General features: G+C 66.1%; 18 protein-coding genes. All 18 read left to right on the top strand.

Features of this window, described 5'->3' with window-relative positions; translation table 11 throughout:
- Positions 1–122: 122 nt before the first annotated feature.
- The 18 genes from ABD810_RS30260 to ABD810_RS30180 all read left to right on the top strand — a co-directional run bounded on the left by ABD810_RS30260 (position 123) and on the right by ABD810_RS30180 (position 17,093).
- On the top strand, positions 123–1,631 hold the full coding sequence (locus ABD810_RS30260; RefSeq protein WP_344948144.1) for a DUF3560 domain-containing protein: 1,509 nt from the start codon (positions 123–125) through the stop codon (positions 1,629–1,631).
- A gap of 225 nt (positions 1,632–1,856) precedes the next feature.
- Positions 1,857–2,255: a hypothetical protein gene (locus ABD810_RS30255; RefSeq protein ID WP_344948141.1), complete on the top strand. Its 399-nt coding sequence runs from the start codon at positions 1,857–1,859 to the stop codon at positions 2,253–2,255.
- A 772-nt stretch (positions 2,256–3,027) separates the two neighbouring features.
- Positions 3,028–3,594, top strand: a complete 567-nt coding sequence (locus tag ABD810_RS30250; protein WP_344948139.1) for a hypothetical protein — start codon at positions 3,028–3,030, stop codon at positions 3,592–3,594.
- Between the two features lie 184 nt (positions 3,595–3,778).
- Positions 3,779–4,090, top strand: a complete 312-nt coding sequence (locus tag ABD810_RS30245) for a hypothetical protein (RefSeq protein WP_344948136.1) — start codon at positions 3,779–3,781, stop codon at positions 4,088–4,090.
- 72 nt (positions 4,091–4,162) lie between these two features.
- The gene (locus ABD810_RS30240) at positions 4,163–4,306 is read left to right on the top strand and encodes a hypothetical protein (protein WP_344948133.1); all 144 of its coding nucleotides are present in this window, start codon (positions 4,163–4,165) and stop codon (positions 4,304–4,306) included.
- A gap of 115 nt (positions 4,307–4,421) precedes the next feature.
- Positions 4,422–4,604: a hypothetical protein gene (locus ABD810_RS30235; RefSeq protein ID WP_344948131.1), complete on the top strand. Its 183-nt coding sequence runs from the start codon at positions 4,422–4,424 to the stop codon at positions 4,602–4,604.
- 334 nt (positions 4,605–4,938) lie between these two features.
- Entirely contained in the window at positions 4,939–5,169 is a 231-nt protein-coding gene (locus ABD810_RS30230; protein ID WP_344948128.1) for a hypothetical protein, read from the top strand.
- Positions 5,166–5,669: a hypothetical protein gene (locus ABD810_RS30225; protein WP_344948125.1), complete on the top strand. Its 504-nt coding sequence runs from the start codon at positions 5,166–5,168 to the stop codon at positions 5,667–5,669. Before ABD810_RS30230 ends, ABD810_RS30225 begins: the two co-directional genes overlap by 4 nt.
- A gap of 623 nt (positions 5,670–6,292) precedes the next feature.
- Complete coding sequence (ligA, locus tag ABD810_RS30220; RefSeq protein WP_344948123.1) at positions 6,293–8,365, top strand: NAD-dependent DNA ligase LigA; 2,073 nt, start codon at positions 6,293–6,295, stop codon at positions 8,363–8,365.
- Between the two features lie 584 nt (positions 8,366–8,949).
- Complete coding sequence (locus ABD810_RS30215; RefSeq protein WP_344948120.1) at positions 8,950–9,543, top strand: hypothetical protein; 594 nt, start codon at positions 8,950–8,952, stop codon at positions 9,541–9,543.
- Positions 9,544–10,374: 831 nt separating this feature from the next.
- Entirely contained in the window at positions 10,375–10,650 is a 276-nt protein-coding gene (locus ABD810_RS30210; protein ID WP_344948118.1) for a hypothetical protein, read from the top strand.
- 332 nt (positions 10,651–10,982) lie between these two features.
- Positions 10,983–11,222 carry a hypothetical protein gene (locus ABD810_RS30205; RefSeq protein ID WP_344948115.1) on the top strand — a complete coding sequence of 80 codons (240 nt, stop codon included), beginning with the start codon at positions 10,983–10,985 and terminating at the stop codon, positions 11,220–11,222.
- A gap of 46 nt (positions 11,223–11,268) precedes the next feature.
- Positions 11,269–12,537 carry an FAD-dependent monooxygenase gene (locus ABD810_RS30200; protein ID WP_344948113.1) on the top strand — a complete coding sequence of 423 codons (1,269 nt, stop codon included), beginning with the start codon at positions 11,269–11,271 and terminating at the stop codon, positions 12,535–12,537.
- Positions 12,538–13,499: 962 nt separating this feature from the next.
- Positions 13,500–14,090: a hypothetical protein gene (locus tag ABD810_RS30195; RefSeq protein ID WP_344948110.1), complete on the top strand. Its 591-nt coding sequence runs from the start codon at positions 13,500–13,502 to the stop codon at positions 14,088–14,090.
- Positions 14,091–14,229: 139 nt separating this feature from the next.
- On the top strand, positions 14,230–14,757 hold the full coding sequence (locus tag ABD810_RS41155) for an NADAR family protein (RefSeq protein ID WP_425566977.1): 528 nt from the start codon (positions 14,230–14,232) through the stop codon (positions 14,755–14,757).
- 451 nt (positions 14,758–15,208) lie between these two features.
- Entirely contained in the window at positions 15,209–15,802 is a 594-nt protein-coding gene (locus ABD810_RS30190; protein WP_344948107.1) for a hypothetical protein, read from the top strand.
- Positions 15,799–16,338 (top strand): hypothetical protein, encoded by a 540-nt coding sequence (locus tag ABD810_RS30185; protein WP_344948104.1) that lies wholly within the window; start codon positions 15,799–15,801, stop codon positions 16,336–16,338. Before ABD810_RS30190 ends, ABD810_RS30185 begins: the two co-directional genes overlap by 4 nt.
- A complete protein-coding gene (locus ABD810_RS30180) occupies positions 16,335–17,093 on the top strand; it encodes a hypothetical protein (RefSeq protein ID WP_344948101.1) in 759 nt (252 codons plus the stop codon). The genes ABD810_RS30185 and ABD810_RS30180 overlap by 4 nt, the downstream gene beginning before the upstream one ends.
- Positions 17,094–17,177: the final 84 nt, after the last annotated feature.

Below are 17,177 nucleotides of genomic sequence, written 5' to 3'. Positions count from 1 at the left end.
TCGTGCACCTCATCCCGCTCAACGCCCGTGACGACCAGCGGTTCGTCCATCTCCTGCACAGGCTCCTGCCCCGAGGCGGGGGGTGGACGGGCCGGCAGGCAAACGAGAGGAGTCCACCTCACATGACCGACACGACGACCACGCCCGCGCGGAAACCGCAGATGTGGATCGTGCATACCCGTCAGCACGGCACCATCATCTACGGAACGCGCCGCGGCGACGGCACTGGAGCGGTCCTGAGCAAGCACCGGTTCCGCGGCTCGGAGCACCTGGAGGTGCCCGTCGATGAGGAACTGGGCGAACCGTACTGGTATCTGCCGCATTCGCAGCGCAGCAGAGCCGATCGGCACACCATCAACCGGGCGGCTGGCGACCTGCGTGATGCCGGGTGGACCGTCGAGATCCGCATCGATGAAACCACCCCAGCCGTGGGGTTCTGGGAGTTGGAGGCGCGCAAGTATCAGTACGCTGAATACCGGGCCGAGCGGCTGCAACGACAGGCCGGCGCCGCGACGGCGACCGCTGAGTCGATCCGCGCGGCCAACAGGCGTAGCTATGACGCGCTGAACGGCACCCCCATGCTGGTCGACCACCACAGCTACAACCGGCACAAGAGACTGCTGGAGCGGCTGTGGAAGCGCGAGGGCAAGGCGTTCGCGCTCATCGACAAGGCCGGCGCGGCGTTCGGGCGCGCCCAGGCCGCCCGCAAGTTCCAGGACCGGCGCGAATCGCATGGCACCACGCTGCGACGGATCCAGGGCCTGGAAAGGCAGCTGCGCGATATCGAGAGGGCGTTGCACGGCCGCACCGAGTGGCTGGGCCAGGAACCGTTGGTGGAGGGCCAGCTGTCTGAACTGCAGGCTCGTATTGCGAAGCTGACCGGCCTGGGCATCCCGGTGAAGCAGACGGGCAGGGTCTCCCGCGGCTGCGCGGAGGTGTGGGTCGGCGTCTCCGAGCACGGTCAGCAAGTGCTGGCGGCCGAGATGGTCGAAGCGCTCGAGGAGATCGCCTACTGGGAAGACCTCATCGCCGCATCCGGGCGCAAGGTGTGGCAGGCCGTCGATTTCACCGCCGGCGACTTCGTGCAGCTCGGCGGACGGTGGCTGGAAGTCGTCAAGGTGAGCAAGAGGACGCTGACGGTACCAGATCAGCTCACCGGCCATCGCGCCGAGATCCAGACGATGGCGGATCTGACCAGGCGGGTCAGGCACCCGCACACCACGACGATCCCCTACGACACGGTCGGCGGCAAGCTGACCGCGGACGGGGCCCGGGAGCGTTACCCCGCGGCGTACGAGCCGCCACCTGAGGGTGAACTGCCCAAGCGGCCCGGCCTCAAGCGCGGGAAGGTCCATATCAGCGGCGGCGGCGGCGCCCGGCACGAAATGTGGTTCTTCACGCTGGACGGCCAGGACTACCGGGCAGTGTGGCCCGAGCCCGGGCACACCATCTGGTACGGTCCGCCGACACCGATCGCCGACCCAGCTCCGATCAAGGTGTTCAAGACCTTCGGGCTCGGCGGGCGGTCGGCTGAGCTCGTCGCTGAGCTGGAGGTCCCTGCGGGCATTCGGTGGCGCGAGCAGGTCTTCAACGTGCTGCGCGGCTGGGTCGAGGCGAACAAACCCAGCTGATCCTGCTGCACTCCGACGGTGCTCTGCCACGGCCGCGGGTCCCTGCGACCAGGCGACGCAACGTAGGCCGCCCGCACATCGTCTTCTCCGCTTCGTGGCCTGCGCCCGCAGCGGCTTGTCTTTTCTGACCTGGGAAAGGATGGCAATGCGTATTGCTCTCCCGCTGATCGAGCTGACAGCGGCCGATCATGGCGTCACCAGCTGTACCACCGCGGTGGTGCAGCGATGATGATCGACCACCTGACTCAGACGAGGGACACCGAACCCGTCGCTGTCCGCTGTCCTACGTGCGCGTCGGATGCGGTCACGGTGGTCGAGGTCACCTATCGCCGCTACATGGAGGTCATCTACGACGCCGCCGCCAACACCTATGTGCTGGACCCCGCCGGCAGCCTGATCGACGCCCCGGGCTCTGGACATGCCCAGGAGTTCGAGTGCGGGGCGTGCGAGCACAGTTGGGTGTCAGACAGCGTGGGCTTCTCACTGCTCCCGGTAGAGCCTGCGCCCGGGCGATCAGCCTTAGTGGCCTGCATACGCAGATCCTGCAGGCATGCTGTCCGGGTTGCCGCCGAAGCCGTCGTCGTCGCCGGCAAAAGGGTCGGTCTGCGACGCCGTCGTCGATGAGCCGTGGTCAGCTGAGGCCTGCTCACTGTGCTTGGGCGGACGGCCTCGCGTCCGGGTCGTCGGAGCCGTGATGCCCCCAGCCGGGGGGAGACAAGATAAGCCGGAAAGGGGCAGTCGAAAGTCGGCGGCTGGCCCATCCGGCGCAGATCCTCCGCCGTCCATCCCTTGCGTTCGGCTCGGGCGTACAGCTGCGTTCGCGCTCGCACTTTCGCCGCCAGACACGACTCCAGGTCGGTGACCTCCTCGTCCGCCTGGACCAGTTCGCGCACCACCTGTAACCGATCTTTCCAATAGGGCGCGAGCAGCCTGTTCCACAGTGCTGACTCTGTTGTTGACATCCATAACTGATCACCGTAAACGCCTTCGCTTCCAGGGATAGGGCCACCGCCTACTTGGCCGTTGGAATCTCTCGAGGGGCCGAATGGAGGACTGGAATTCAGTCCAGCTGAGCGAACAGCAACAGCAATCCACCGGGCCGAGGCGAGATACGCAGGCCCGGCTGAACAGCTGGCACATCCGGCCCGTGTGCTTGCCTCGCCTGCGGAGCATGCCGTTGCGATGGCGGGGGCGCAACACACCCCAGAGAGGACCCCTCTCGCGCTCCCGCCATCGCAACGGCACAGCAAGACCCCGCGAGGTAAGCACACGGGCCGCCGATAACCGGTACCGGCTGCGGTAACAACTGCTGCTACGTCCTCGCCTGCCCCTGCACGTGTGCGCGGCCCTGTGACCGCGCAATCGCTGATGATCGGACGGCAACCCTGTGAGCACAATGCAACTGGACTTCGAGACCTATCCCAAGCACGGCCACATGCTGGTGGTGGCCCCCACCTTCGACGCGGTGTTCTGGCTGGCCGATCGGCACGCTGCCTTTGACCGACCCGGCAACGACGCCACCGTCATCCTGCAAGGCGAGGGCAGGGTGCTGCTGGAGGCCCGCGCCCAGAGCGGGATCATCACCTTCCGCGAGGCGATCTGCCACGACGGGCCGAACATACTCTCGGGCACGCTGGCGGCGAAGGCGTACGCCACTCTGCACGATTCCCACGTCATCGCATCGGTGCTGTTTTCGCCCTACATCGCCGATATCCTCGCCCGCCCCTCAGCCCCGCACCTGCGGGACCCCGACGGATTGATCTGGCGCGACGCGATCGCCTTACACGCCAAGCACCGGCTACTGCTGTGGGTCTGTCAGGGGCTCGGAGGGACGGTGGCCTTCACCGCGCCCATCCTGGACACCGGCGCCGTCGACTGGGGATCTACCGTCCCGCAGGTCGAACTGCTCAGCTCCGTTCGCAACGATGTCCGTCGCCTGAGCCGTCGCATTTCCCTCAAATAAGCGTCGCCAGCAGGTCTTGAGACAGCGCCAGCGGACGCTTGGACGGCTCCCGAGAACGGTCTCTCATTCCTCCTACTCAGTGGCCGGGTTAGCCCGATCAGGACCGCAACCCCCGCCACCCGCCAGACAGGTCCGCCATCGAACATGGTCGGGGCCAACCATCCATTCATCGACAGGAAAGCTCATGCTTCGAGAGCTGGACGAGCTCGAACTGCTGCCCGTCCGCCTGGAAACCGCCGCTGTACCGCTGATCCGCGAGGACTGCCAAAGCCCGCGGACCACTCGGGTGCCGCTTAAGCAACTGGTCACCGAACACCAGCACCAACGCTATGCGGCCGCCTGCCGCAACCATCCCGTGCTCGTCCCCGAAGAGTGCGGCCTGTTCACCCCCACCGCCAACCTCGACGAGGCATGGCGGATCGCTGACCGCATCCACAACGGCATGGCCTACTACCGCATCGGCGCCGTCTGGCTGGCCGATGAGCCGCCGTTCTAGCACGCCCGCCCGTCCCGGCACCCAGCCGCCGGGACGGGTGTGACCGCTTACCGGACCCAGATCGGAGAGCACATGAGATGGCAGAACGGGAAGCTCGTCCCCGTGGCGGACGGTGAGGTAGACATCACCGAGCACGACGTCCAGTTCCCCATCGCTGATCTGCCGATCATCTTCTGGGCGCTGGGCGCTGGGCCTGGCCGCCGAAGCCGAAGGTGAGCAGGACGGTAGCTGCCATCACTGCGCGGCGTCGTGGGCACGCAGAAAGAGGCCGTGCGAGGAGCACATCTGGGAGGTCGTCTACACCGACCTTCGCGACCGCATCCAGCGAGAGATGGACGCGATCGCTGCCAAGGCCCACGACCGGCCGCGCCGGGTCGTCGTGGACGGCCGCATCGACTACGTCGACCCCCACCCACAGTCGTTTCACTACTACCGGCTCCTCACTGCCATCAACCAGATGTTCGCCAATCGCGAGGAGTTCGGAGCCAGCTATCAACCCGACATGAAGGCATAGCTCACACACCGCCTGGGCCGTCAGAGGCGACCGCGACCGAGTGGGCGGAGTTTGAGCGCACTTCACCCGCCGCAAGGTCGAGCTGGGATCGTGTCAAGCCTTACAGGACGCCTGTCGCCTGCCTGAGATGTCCGATGCGGCGGTGTGGTGTGGCTGGCCGACGAGCCGCCGTTCTAACACGATCGCGGCACTTAGGCGTCCTCCGGCGCAACAGCCCAGTCACCCACCTCTCTCGTTGGTGCAGGTCCACATCGCCGACCCGTGGAGGCGCCTGGAACTGCCCTCGTACTGACCCTGTGGTGCCGACCGACCGACACCGGAAGAGAGACACCCCATGAACGACTCCCCCGCCCACCACCGCAGCGCCACCCTCAGCCTCGAACGCACCTCGGACGGCGGAATCATCTTCCAATCCTGGGAGATCTGCACCTGCGTTCTGCCGCAGCGCCGGACCAGGCTCGGCCCCCCCACCTCCCAAGTCCTGGCCACCGCCGAACAGGCGGAGGCCACTGGTCGCGCCGTCCTGTCCGTCGACGGGCCTGTCCACCTCGGGGAGGGGCTATGAAGCCTACGACCGCCCCGCCCGAGGGTCTCACCAGCATCACCGAGGCGAAGCCCGGTGACATCCTCGCCGGGCGCGAGCATGGCGACGGCGAACGCGCCGCTCCATTCGGTGTCCTAGCCAGGGTCGACCGCGACCCGTGGAAGCTCACCATCCAGGGCAGGCCCCCGATCGAGGCATCCGGCGACTGGCGCCTGTGGGTGGTCACCCTGCCCAAGGCCGCGCAGCAGCTGCTCGAGCTGGCCCGCCGGCACGACTGGAAGACGCTCATCGCACCCTCGCTGGACCACTGCGACCACCTGTACGTCACCATTCACTTGGCGCGAAGCGAGCCGCTGATCTACCTTCAGGCCACCTGGCATACCCACGACACTGGCACGCTTCGGCTGACGTCGAAGATTTGGCGGCACGTCCCCGTCGAAGGGCGCGGCTTCGACTGGCGGGACGCGCCGAGCCTGCGGAAGATCAGCGAGGTCATCACGGGGGAGGCCGAACCGGCATGATTCTGCAGCCGGGCTGGCAACGGCGCCGATCCAACCGCCGCTGGTGAGTTGCCCCAGCCCGATGCGCCACCACCGTCAACGTCGTTGACGCCGCTGGCCACAGACGCATCACTTCGCACCTCTGTGAGGGGCCGCACGCCGTGTACGGCCCCTCACAGCATGCATGGCCGACGCCCGCACGGCCGCATCGGCGGTGGAGACCCAATGACGCTCAACGGGCCCCACGAGAACCAGTCCGGCGCCTGGCCCTTGGTTCAGGCGAGCGGCGATGTCGGCCGGTGGGCCGCGTTCCCGCCATCCGGAGAACGCCGAAAGGAGGGCCAGATGGCCTACGCGTACTGCACAACCATGAACGAGCTGCACCTGCCCGACCACGCCGCCGAGGTGGCCATGGTCGCATGGTGCGACTACGAGACCGACGCCGACGCCCTGATGCAACTCGCCTGCGAGTCTCTGCCCGCCGACCACGACACGGGACAGCTGGGAGGTGATGCGCTAGATCAGGCACCACGTGTCCGGTGTTCGACGAGCTCAGCGAGGCTACGACGTCCTCGAGCGAGCGGTCGGAATTGTCGGAGGCGTGCGTCATCGTCAGGACACGTAACCACTGCTGAGGAGCCATTTTGATCACCACCCAGGAGCAGTACGCCGCGGCGGTGGCCCAGGCACGCAACGCCGCTCAGGCGTACTACACCGCCGGCACCTCCCCGCTGGATGACGACGCCTACGATCGGCTGGTAGGTGATATCGCGGTCTACGAGCAGGCCCACCCCGGCCCCGTACTCCCCACCTCGCCGACGGGCAAGGTCGCGGGTGGCTCGGTGGTCGGCGATGTTCCCCACACCGTGCCAATGCTCTCGCTCGACAACGTCTTCGGCGCCGAGCAGCTGGCCGACTGGGCAGCCTCCTTGGAGCGCAGACTCGGCCACGCGGTGACGGCCTGGAGTGTCGAGCCTAAGCTCGACGGTCTGGCGATCTCGGCCCGCTATCACCATGGCCGCCTGGTCCAGCTCATCACGAGAGGCGACGGCACAGCAGGCGAGGACGTGAGCCACGCGATCGGCACCATCGTCGGCCTGCCAACCTGGTTGGCACATCCAAACACGGTCGAGTTGCGCGGTGAGGTCATGATGACCATCGCTCAGTTCGAGGACGCTTGTACCAAGCGCCAGGCCCACGACGGAACTACGTTCGCCAACCCCCGCAGCGCGGCCGCCGGCACCCTGCGCGCCCAGGACCGCCCCTACGTCTGCGAGCTGACCTTCTTTTGCTACGGCGCGCTACCCCAGCCCGACGACACCTCCGACTTCGCGGTACGGCTGCGCGAGATCCCCCACAGCAGCGTCATGTACTGGGTCGCCGACCAGGGCGCCCAGACGACAGCCGCGACCCCAGTCGCCGGCATCGTCGCCCACACCGTCGAACAGGTCCAGCAGCGTGTCGACGAGATCGCCGCCGCTCGCGCCGACCTCCCCATAGGCATCGACGGAGTCGTCATCAAGTGCGATCTGGCCGAGGACCAGGCCGCCGCCGGGTTCAGCTCCCGCGCACCGCGCTGGGCGATCGCCTACAAGCTTCCGGCGATCGAGCGAATCACCCAGCTGAAGAACGTCACCTGGGCGGTCGGCCGGACCGGAGTCATCGCACCCCGCGCCGAGCTTGAGCCGGTCGAAATCGACGGCGTGGTCGTCACCTTCGCCACCCTGCACAACGCCGCCGACATCGCCAGGCGCGATCTGCGGATCGGCGATCACGTCACGGTGGTGCGGGCCGGCGACGTCATCCCGCGCATCCTGGCGCCGGTTGCGCACCTGCGGACGGGGCGGGAAACACCGGTCGCCTTCCCCCTGCACTGCCCGAACTGCGGGTCGGACATCGACACCTCCCAGCAGCGGTGGCGGTGCGTCCGCGGCCGCCAGTGCAGGCTTGCACCGTCCATCGAATACGCCGTCGGACGGGATCAGCTGGACATCGAGGGGATCGGCGGCAAGCTCGTCACGCAGTTGGTCGGCCGCGAGCTCGTCACCGACATCGCCGACCTGTTCACCCTCACGGCCCACCAGTTGCTGGGCCTGGACCGGATGGGCACCGCCAGCGTCACCAAACTCCTGGCCGCCATCCAGACCGCCAAAACCCGGCCGCTGTCGCGCGTACTGTGCGCGCTGGGCGTCCAGGGCACCGGGCGCTCCATGTCCCGGCGTATCGCCCGGCACTTCGGCACCATGCAGGCACTGCAGGCCGCCGACGTCGCGGTGCTGCAGCAAGTCGAAGGCATCGGCGCGGAGAAGGCCCCGTTGATCGTCGCCGAACTCGCCGAACTCGTCCCCGTCATCGCCAAGCTGGAAGCCGCTGGAGTGAACCTGACCGAACCCGGCAGCGCCGCCGAACCCGGCACCTTGGCCGCCGAATCGCCCGACGCCGGCCAGGCGCCGTTGGCAGGCATGACGGTCGTGGTCAGCGGCACGATGACCGGCCCGCTGGCGGCTTACTCCCGCAACCAGATGAACGAACTGGTGGAAATGGCGGCCGGGAGGTCCTCCTCCAGCGTGTCGGCCAAGACCTCCCTGGTCGTCGCCGGCGACGGCGCCGGTTCCAAGCGCGCCAAGGCGCTCGAGCTCGGCATTCCGATCATCTCGCCCGAGGAGTTCGCCGAGCGGCTCCACGCGCTGCTGGAGCGCAATCAGGCCACGGCCTGACCGGTGCGCTGGCCCATGGACCCATAACTCCGGTTCGCCGCCAGCGCCCCGCGCCGTTCGGCCGCCAGGCATCACAACATCACACCGCACCTCGCAGGGGGCCGTACACCGCGTACGGCCCCCTGCGGCATTCCAGGACACCTCCCGACACGCATTGCGACCAGCGCTCCTGGCTTGCGCTGACCCCCGCGAAAGGAACGACATGCACAACAAACACCGGAAGGCCGTAGCGCTGCTGCAGGCCGGTGACGCCCGATGATCACCGAAGCTTGCAGGGTCATCGGCGCGGCTGCCCCTGCCGCTGGTGCGAGAACGGCACCGCCGTGCCCCTCGACCGAGCCGAGGTGAAGGAAATCGCCAACCTGCTGCTCGGCGGTATCGAGAACGAAACCGGAGAGCAGCTCGACGTGAGCATCGCCACCAGATCGTCAACGGGGAAAGCCTGCTGAGGGCTACCCCGGTCGAGGTCGTGGTGACGGCCGATGTGAGGTGGACGCTCGAGACCGCGGTGCTCGACTGGTCCGGCTCCCATCGCTGGCAGCTATGACCCGGCACCAACCCGCGCTGAACGCCACGGAGAAGTCATGACACTCGATGAGCCCAAGGTCGGCGACTTCGTCGCCTTCTACCCCCACCCTGAGCACTCGCGCCGCACCATCAAAACGCAGATCACAGAGATCGAACCCCTCCGCCCGGGCCGAACCCGCCGCGACATGGTGCTGACCGTGCTTGAGCAGGACCCCGGCCGCGCTTACCAGGTCGGTGAACGAATCCGCCGCATGGAGGGTGACTCCCAAATCACCGCCTGGCGGGACCGAGACGCGGTCACGCTGCCCCGCTACCTGACCCAGGGCCGCTACATCGCGCTGGAGGTCAGCGGTCGGATCCGGCACCCACAGGCATGCACCCGCACGATCCGATGGAAGCTCACCCGCCACCAGACCGAGCAGATCATGCCGGTGCTGAACGCCGCGGTCAAGGCGGGGTTCGACCACATGACCTCACAGGACCAGCTCGTCTACCAGGCAGAGCGCGGCACGGTGACCTCCCGCCGTGCCGGCGACGATCCGGAGTTCGTCGAGCCGGCGGTCCTCCTGCAGGACATCCGGCCGCTGTACCTGGCCGATCAGATCGCCACCGAATGCCAAACCGCATTCGAGCTCGGGGGATGCGCATGAAGCACCGAGTGAGCGGACCGGAACATCAACGGTTCGAGACAGAGACCGGGATCCGGCTCGGGCCCAACATCGGCATCGACACCGCGGCTACGACAACAGCTGGCACGACGTATCCCCGCGCACCGAAATCGTCGTCTGTGACTTCAGCGAACGCCCCGCCCGACCGTCGCCACGACCTCGCGCGCTGAGCACGACGACCTCCAAACAAGACCCTCACCCGGTCGCCTTGGTCGATGTTCATCAGTGACTGGCCGACGCGACACCGACCTCATCAAGGAGAGCTACCGGCAGCAGTGCGAGAGCGACCGGCTCCGTTCGTTCGTCCGCACCTACGTTGAAGCGCCGAACGCCGTCCGCGTCCGCGCCGGCGGGGGCGTGTACTTCGTGCACCACGTGCACGCCGCCCCGCCAGCGGGGCCGCTGGGACGTGGTGCACATTTCGGCACAGGAAGCCATCTGACGCATATCCCTTGGCAGACCAGGAGATGCAGGAGATGGTGGTCGCGGCGTTGACCACGCGGGCCAAGCAGGAGCTGGAGAAGCTCGCGATCGAGCTTGCGAAGGCTCGCGGCTGCCAGGGCCGCAGGTCCTGCCCTTGTACCGGCGGTTCCAGGCTCTGTAGTCGTCGACGGCCGAGCATCCGAGTTGCTGTCGACCAGCCTCGACGACGCCAAGGCCGCCCAGGAACTCGTGGAGGCGCAAATCCGCAGCCTCCTCGCTGTGGCGTGACACCCGATCCTCCGCTCGGCGCAAGAGTGATTCGCGCTCTTCCCGCCGAGGCGGTGGTCAGGCTCTTCCACACACCGCACCCATCTGAGAAAGGAAGACGAGATGCCTGCGAGCATCGAGGAGATCCTCCCCAAGATCCCCCTCGACCGATGGAACGCCGAGCAGCTTGGCGTGGAGGGCGACGTCGACGAGCGAACGTTGAAGTCCTTCTACGCGATCGACGCGGACACCGGGCTGGAGGCGGAGCTGCGGGTCCTGGCCTGGATCCTTGGGAGCTACGAGAATGACCTGCGGTGGGCGAAGGCCACCGCGGACGAGGCTCCGCTGCGGCCGGGCAGGTGGCGGGTCACCGTTGAGTGGGACACGCGCGGCGAGTAGGTCTGGTCTCTCGCTCCAACCCCCGCGCCCGGCAGGCGCAGGGTTCGCTGGTCCTGGTCACTCCCAGAAGCAGAACCCCCCTCGACGTAGCACCGTGCTTCTCATCGGTGGACGCCAGGCTGCGGAGGATTCCCGTCTTAGCACAACTGATCGTTGTCAATGAATAGACTTCCCGTGTAAGGAGTCGATCGTAGCGTACGAGAACATTTTGATCGGAATCGGCGTCTCCTCCGTCAAGCCCAGATCGACTCTAACTAGCATCGATTGATCGCCGCATCAAGGCCCTGCCGCGGATGGGTCTATCAGTGCGGCTCATACAAAGGAAGCACATCGTGATCGGTCAATATCGACAGGCTACGAACATCGACCCCAACTGGTACATCCACATTCAAGATCCAGACACGCGCGATTTCGGTTGGTACAAGGTCACGATGGTCGCGCAAACCGTCACCGACGTAGGCGAAGAACGCTTGCACTTCTTCACTGACGGACCATCGGCTGTCGCCACCAAAGACGACCACATCATGAGCCGGACGCCAGAGGAAGCTACGTCCGCGGCCTCCACTCCCTGAAGACCTCTCGGGAAAGCCCTCCTCGTGTACCTTGAGCCGACCTCGGATGGACACCCCCATGCCCCCTGCTACCCAGCCGTCTATCGCCATCATCGGAGGATCGATCACAGGGCCGACCCTGGCCTTGCGACTACTACAAGAGGGATTTCAGGATGTTCACGTGTTCGAAGCCTCACCACAGCCCACGGCCCTGGCAGGTGGAATCATCGGGCTAGAACACACCGCGCTTGGTGTGCTGGACACCATCGGAGTCCCTCAAGAGCAGATAATCCCTTATCCCTCTGAGCGGGTGGTGACGATCAAGGTCGCCGATCAGCTGGAAGCCGGGCGGGTACAGACGCTCTACCCAGGCCGCAACACGATCTGGCAGCTGATCAACAACAGTCTGTTGTCACGACTGCCTGCCGAGCACCTTCATACCGCCATGCGAGCCACCGCGATCGGTACCGACGAAAACAACCGGGCAAGAGTGGAATTTGCCAACGGCACCACCGTCAGTGCCGATCTCGTTGTCTTCGCTGACGGACGTCGCTCGGTCGGCCGTCAACTACTGGACCCCGGCCGTCAACTGGGCTACGCCGGAGTGGTCGCCTGGCGTGGTCAAAGCTCCTGGCTTCCGGCGGATATGAAAGACTTCACGCGCTACGAGCCGCTTGGAACACGTCTAGCGATCTTTCCAACGATCCTGCGAGATGGCAGCGTAGGCACCGACTGGACCTTCTACCTGCCAATGACCACCGAACACTTCAAGCAGCTGTGCGGTGGCGATCCTGTACAGCGGGTCTTCGTCCTGCCGCACCAGGTCACCCCTGCGGCCAAACTGTTCGTGACGAACATGACCGCAGAACTTCTGCCAGCTCCGGCCCTGCAGTTGATGGAACATACAACATCATGGGCAGCCGCCCCCCTGCTCACCATCGACCCTCCAAAGCAAATGATCTTCAAGATGGGCGGCAGCCGCGCTCTCCTGATAGGAGATGCGCTAGCTCCCGTTTTCCCGCTAACAGGAAGGGGCGCCAACAACGGTATCGAGCAGGCAGATGCCCTAGTGACCGTACTCACCCAGTGCTATCGCTATGACGCCAACGTTGATGCAGCGTTACAGGGCTGGCAACGCCGGATGCTGCCCACCGTAGAGCAAGCCCTGCAACTGGGCCCGCAACTCGCGCAAGGATTAGGGCTGAGACCCACCCCATACCAAGCGGCAAATCTCCGCTCAGTTGGCTCACCGAAACCATCGCCCAAATCCAGCCCATCACCACGGGGAACGACTGGAGTTCAACGAGGGGGTCAGCCCCGAAGGCCAATGCGATAGCCCGTAGCGACCTCGCGCCATCTCATCTCCCGAGCCTCTGACCATCACATCCAGGCTCGACCGATCATTTCGTAGATTCAGCAGTAACCGACCACGCTCCCTACCGGTGGCCATCGAGCCGACCACCGTGTGCCCACCGGCGATCGCCGCGGTTAGCTCGGCAGAAGTCCCGGCAAGGATGGGGCCAGGCGCCGGCACCACCATCTGGCAGCCCGGCCTAGCCACCAGGGAACTTCGAAGAAGGACAGCGGGGGCTGCGGTTCCAGCTCACCCTGGACTGCGGTGTGGAAATCGGCCGTATCGCGCTGGACTACCCCCCGTATGAAGGCGCCGGTCCTGTCACGCAACAAGCAGACCTAACCCGGCGTACTGACCGCAAGCTGAACCCCGACATGGCACCGATGTTTCTCACCGATCCGCTGCCTCCGGGGTGGTCTCGGCGCCTTCCTGGATCTACCCCGGAACCTCTCCACTCCGGAAACCCGAGCCGCTCCGCGGTCGCCCTTCGGGCGAGGTTTCCTGCGTTCCGAGAACCCGGGGTCGAGACGATCCAGACGCCGAGACCCCCCGGAGCTCCGTGAACAGCCGAGGTGAAAGGCGACGGCCGAACACAGGAGGCCTTGCTGTCGCGTCGGTTCACCACATCCCCGCTCCGGCACTGCGCGGACCGGCAGATCACCAGCGAGTTGTGGCTATGCCGAGGGAACCTTCTCCAGATTACCGACCTGCGGCGACTCGCAGGCCGCGGTGAAGCGCGTCGATCGTGAGGGGAGGTGGCCGCGTCCCAGGTGCACATCGCGCGTTTGGACGCCTACGCCTTCCGCCGCACCTTCAACGTGCCCTCGACCTGACCGACGCCGTGAGCGGTACTCCAGCGACCTGTCCACGCGATGCGCCGCTCACGGTAGCCGACCAGGTGCCTAGACATCGAGATCGCACCGGTCCCACAGTGCGGAGGCTAAATGACCACCCCACCGCTCCCTCAGCCACACAACGACCTGGTTGCCAGGCTGCACCGGGCCCGGATGTTGCTGGGCGACATTCCTGATGCGGACCAAGCCGCTCTGCGTGAGCGCGCCATCCAAGGCATCACCGACTTCATGCTGCTCACCAGCATGGTTGCCGACGACCACAGAAACGTCTCCTCCATGGCGCGCGCCACAGTCGAAGCGTTCGAGGCGGCCGCAGACCTGGCGCACCGTGAGATGTCCTACCGGCATGAGGCTCCCGGATACGCCGAGGAAGCCGGACACCTCATCGCTGAGCTTCTGGCCGAAGGGGACCTGCGCGCCTACCGCAATGGTGAGCCGACCCGCGCCATCAATGTGCTCGGCGAAGCGGCTGGCACCTACCAGGTGTGCCGACCTCGCGAGGAAATCAGACACCATCCCGACAGGAGCCGCCTGATTCCTGTCGTTGAGCTGATCAAAAGTCAGCTCATTGCGATCTACGACGACCTCAATCCGCACGACGCGTTCATGGTGCTGAGCCATGCGCTCGCGGAAGGCTTTGGCATGTACGGCTCCCGAGACGGGAGCGGTCAGAGCTCGTAGACGTCTGTGACCACGGCAGTGGCCGTAAGCCTCACCGGAACGCAGGCGTGGGCACTCCTTCGTGACCGTGTACGGCAACGAGCCGGATCAAAATCCGAGCGTCACACCAGGCACTTACGAGATCAGGAACGGAGGCTGAATGACGATTTGTAGTCCTCCTATCAGAAGTTTCGCTGGACGGTACCGATTTCTGTCCAACTTCGCGGTTGTCCCGGTGACTATCGACTCCGCTCTTGCGGGGCGTTCAGTGGAGTACCCCACAGTCGAGCACGCATTCAATGCCGCCAAGACCACAGACCCCCTTCAGCGCGCGTGGGTGGCTGCGGCTGCCACTCCGGGAGAGGCGAAAGCCCGGGGTCGGCGGGTCGCGCTTCGTCCTAGGTGGGACGAAGTGGTGCGCTATCAGGCGATGGAGGTTGCGCTACGCGCGAAGTTCACCTGTGGCCACGACGTCACGACCTTGCTGGTGGCGACGGGCCGCGCCGAGCTGATCGAGGGGAACCGCTGGTGTGACAACCACTGGGGAGACTGCGAGTGCTCCAAGCCCCGATGCCGAGACCGGGGACGAAACATCCTGGGGCGAATGCTGATGGTGCTCCGCGCTATCCACCAAGGGGAATTGGATCCGGCGACCCCGCTTATCAACGTCCGGGGAGATACACCGTGAGCACGGACCCGCAGAATGCCCACGACCACCAACGCGGTACGAGCCGCGCATGATGAGCCCCCGTTCGCGGCCGCTCGCAGCGCCGCTCGCAGCGCCCCCTCGGGCACGCTTCCAGCCCGTGAGCGCGCTTACAGGTTGGCGATGACGTTCTTCGCGTACGGTTCCGCCCCCGCCGGCCACAATGTCGGGTCCAAACGCCAAGGCGGTCCAGTTCGGTATTCCTATCATCTCCCCCGAGGAGTTCGCCGAGCGGCGCCACTCGCTGCTGCCCCAGCAGTCTCCTGAGCGGAGCTCAGCGGTGAGCCCATAACGGTTGGCCCCAACGCCCCTCATCATCCATGCCGCCAGGCGCCGCACCATCACCGCACCTCGCAGGGGGCCGTACATCATGTACGGCCCCCTGCCGCGCGTGCAGTCCATGTCCGCATGGCTCACACCACGGAGAAGCCCCATGACGATCAACGACCTCCAGGTCGGCGACTTCCTCGCCTTCTACCCCGACCCGAAACACTCCCGCCGCACCATCAAAACGGAGATTACCGGGATCGAAACGCTCCGCCCGGGCCGCACCCGCCGCGACCTCGTCCTCACCGTCCTCGAGCAGAACTCCGGCCGCGACTATCAGGTCGGTCAGCAGATTCACCGAATGGAGGGAGACGTCCAGATCGCCACCTGGCGAGACCGGGACGCGGTCACACTGCCCCGCTACCTGATCCAGGACCGATACATCGCCCTGGAGGTCAGCGGCTGCATCACCCTCCCGGACGCGCCCCCACGAACCATCCGATGGAAACTCACCCGCCATCAGGCCCAGCAGATTGTGCCGGTGCTCAACGCCGCCGTCCGGGCCGGGTTCGATCACATGACCTCAAGCGACCGGCTGCTCTACCAGGCCGCGCATGGCACGGTGACCTCCCGCCGCGTCGTCGATGATCCCGAGCTCGTCGAGCCGGCGATCCTGCTGCAGGGCCTGCGGCCGCTGTACCTGGCCGGCCAGGTCGCCGCCGAATGCCAGACCGCGTTCGAGTTGGGAGCGTGCGTATGAGGCAGCACGGGGACCTGAGGCATCTGCTGGTCCAAGTCGAGGACCAGCATCACCGCAGCGTCGGCTGGGGATGTGACACCAGCCGCCTTTTCATGATCATCCACTCCAGCGAGCGTCACGAAACGACGCTGCCGTGCCGCCTGGTCCAGCATCTTGGTCCGTGGGAGTGGACGGTGTGGGTCGCAGGGGTGGCGCAGGCCCCCGGCGCGACGGGTGATCTCGACCATGACCTGGACCTGCTTGCCGACCACTCCGAGACGATCGCCCATCACCTGACCGAGTCCGAGCTTGTCGCGGTCGGCCTTATGCGGGAGTGGGCCGAAGTCCACGATGCCAGCGACCCCCACGATACCGGCGAGGTCCACCAACGTGTGCTAACCGCGGTGAGCGTCGATGGGACGATCTACAGCCTGCGCCGAGAGCGGTCCGGGAAGGAAGTGCGCGCTGAGACGATCGCTGCAGATGAGTGCCCGTTCGCGCCCGCGCTCGCGCGCGTGGCCGAGCGGTTACGGGCACACGAACTACATCGGCCATGACACTGCACGTGGTGCAGATGTCCGGCGGCATCGGCAGCTGGGCCGCAGCCCAGCGCGTCGCCGCGGAACACGGAACCGGGAAAATGGTCTTGCTGTTCGCTGACACCCTGGTCGAAGATCACGACCTGTACCGGTTCAACGCCGACGCCTGCGCCCAGCTCGGCATGGACCTCACCGTCGTGTGCGATGGGCGCACACCCTTCGAGGTATTCCATGATCAGGGATTCCTCGGAAATTCCTTGATCGCGCCCTGCTCCTACTGGCTGAAGCAAAAGCCCTGCCGAGACTGGTTGAAAGCTCACGCCGACCCCCGCGACACGGTCGTCTACATCGGCATCGACTGGTCCGAAGACCGCCGCGTCGCCGGCATCGAGCGCGGCTGGGCGCCGTGGACCACACGATTTCCCATGTGCGAGCCGCCGTACCTGACCAAAGACGACATGCTCAACCAGGCCCGCGCCGCTGGCATCGAACCGCCCCGGCTCTATGCCCTGGGCTACACCCACAACAACTGCGGCGGCAGCTGTGTGCGCGCCGGCCAACGGCAATGGCTTCACCACCTGCGCACCTTCCCCGAGCGGTACGCCGAGGCCGAACGGGGCGAACAGCAGCTGCGGCTCCAACTCGGCGACGTAGCCATCCTGAAGATAAGACGCAGCGGCAAGACCATCCCCCTGCCGCTCACCGAGCTGCGACGCCGAGCTCATGTTGAAAGAACCCAGACAGGCCGGGGCCGCGCGTGTGACCACCGGTAGCCCATCGGTGGCCAGCCTCCCGGCTTGACCACACTGCCCCACCAGCGCCGAGGGATGAGCACTACCACCCCAGATGCCTCGGCG

The sequence above is a fragment of the Sphaerisporangium flaviroseum genome (genome assembly GCF_039537005.1).
Taxonomy (GTDB): Bacteria; Actinomycetota; Actinomycetes; order Streptosporangiales; family Streptosporangiaceae; genus Sphaerisporangium; species Sphaerisporangium flaviroseum.
This window is presented reverse-complemented; position numbering and strand designations above follow the sequence as displayed.

What these genes read in the sequence shown, in the direction of transcription:
- ABD810_RS30260 (WP_344948144.1), top strand. Translation starts at nt 123, where the DNA reads ATGACCGACACGACGACCACGCCCGCGCGGAAACCGCAGATGTGGATC.
- ABD810_RS30255 (WP_344948141.1), top strand. Translation starts at nt 1,857, where the DNA reads ATGATGATCGACCACCTGACTCAGACGAGGGACACCGAACCCGTCGCT.
- ABD810_RS30250 (WP_344948139.1), top strand. Translation starts at nt 3,028, where the DNA reads ATGCAACTGGACTTCGAGACCTATCCCAAGCACGGCCACATGCTGGTG.
- ABD810_RS30245 (WP_344948136.1), top strand. Translation starts at nt 3,779, where the DNA reads ATGCTTCGAGAGCTGGACGAGCTCGAACTGCTGCCCGTCCGCCTGGAA.
- ABD810_RS30240 (WP_344948133.1), top strand. Translation starts at nt 4,163, where the DNA reads ATGAGATGGCAGAACGGGAAGCTCGTCCCCGTGGCGGACGGTGAGGTA.
- ABD810_RS30235 (WP_344948131.1), top strand. Translation starts at nt 4,422, where the DNA reads ATGGACGCGATCGCTGCCAAGGCCCACGACCGGCCGCGCCGGGTCGTC.
- ABD810_RS30230 (WP_344948128.1), top strand. Translation starts at nt 4,939, where the DNA reads ATGAACGACTCCCCCGCCCACCACCGCAGCGCCACCCTCAGCCTCGAA.
- ABD810_RS30225 (WP_344948125.1), top strand. Translation starts at nt 5,166, where the DNA reads ATGAAGCCTACGACCGCCCCGCCCGAGGGTCTCACCAGCATCACCGAG.
- ABD810_RS30215 (WP_344948120.1), top strand. Translation starts at nt 8,950, where the DNA reads ATGACACTCGATGAGCCCAAGGTCGGCGACTTCGTCGCCTTCTACCCC.
- ABD810_RS30210 (WP_344948118.1), top strand. Translation starts at nt 10,375, where the DNA reads ATGCCTGCGAGCATCGAGGAGATCCTCCCCAAGATCCCCCTCGACCGA.
- ABD810_RS30200 (WP_344948113.1), top strand. Translation starts at nt 11,269, where the DNA reads ATGGACACCCCCATGCCCCCTGCTACCCAGCCGTCTATCGCCATCATC.
- ABD810_RS30195 (WP_344948110.1), top strand. Translation starts at nt 13,500, where the DNA reads ATGACCACCCCACCGCTCCCTCAGCCACACAACGACCTGGTTGCCAGG.
- ABD810_RS41155 (WP_425566977.1), top strand. Translation starts at nt 14,230, where the DNA reads ATGACGATTTGTAGTCCTCCTATCAGAAGTTTCGCTGGACGGTACCGA.
- ABD810_RS30190 (WP_344948107.1), top strand. Translation starts at nt 15,209, where the DNA reads ATGACGATCAACGACCTCCAGGTCGGCGACTTCCTCGCCTTCTACCCC.
- ABD810_RS30185 (WP_344948104.1), top strand. Translation starts at nt 15,799, where the DNA reads ATGAGGCAGCACGGGGACCTGAGGCATCTGCTGGTCCAAGTCGAGGAC.
- ABD810_RS30180 (WP_344948101.1), top strand. Translation starts at nt 16,335, where the DNA reads ATGACACTGCACGTGGTGCAGATGTCCGGCGGCATCGGCAGCTGGGCC.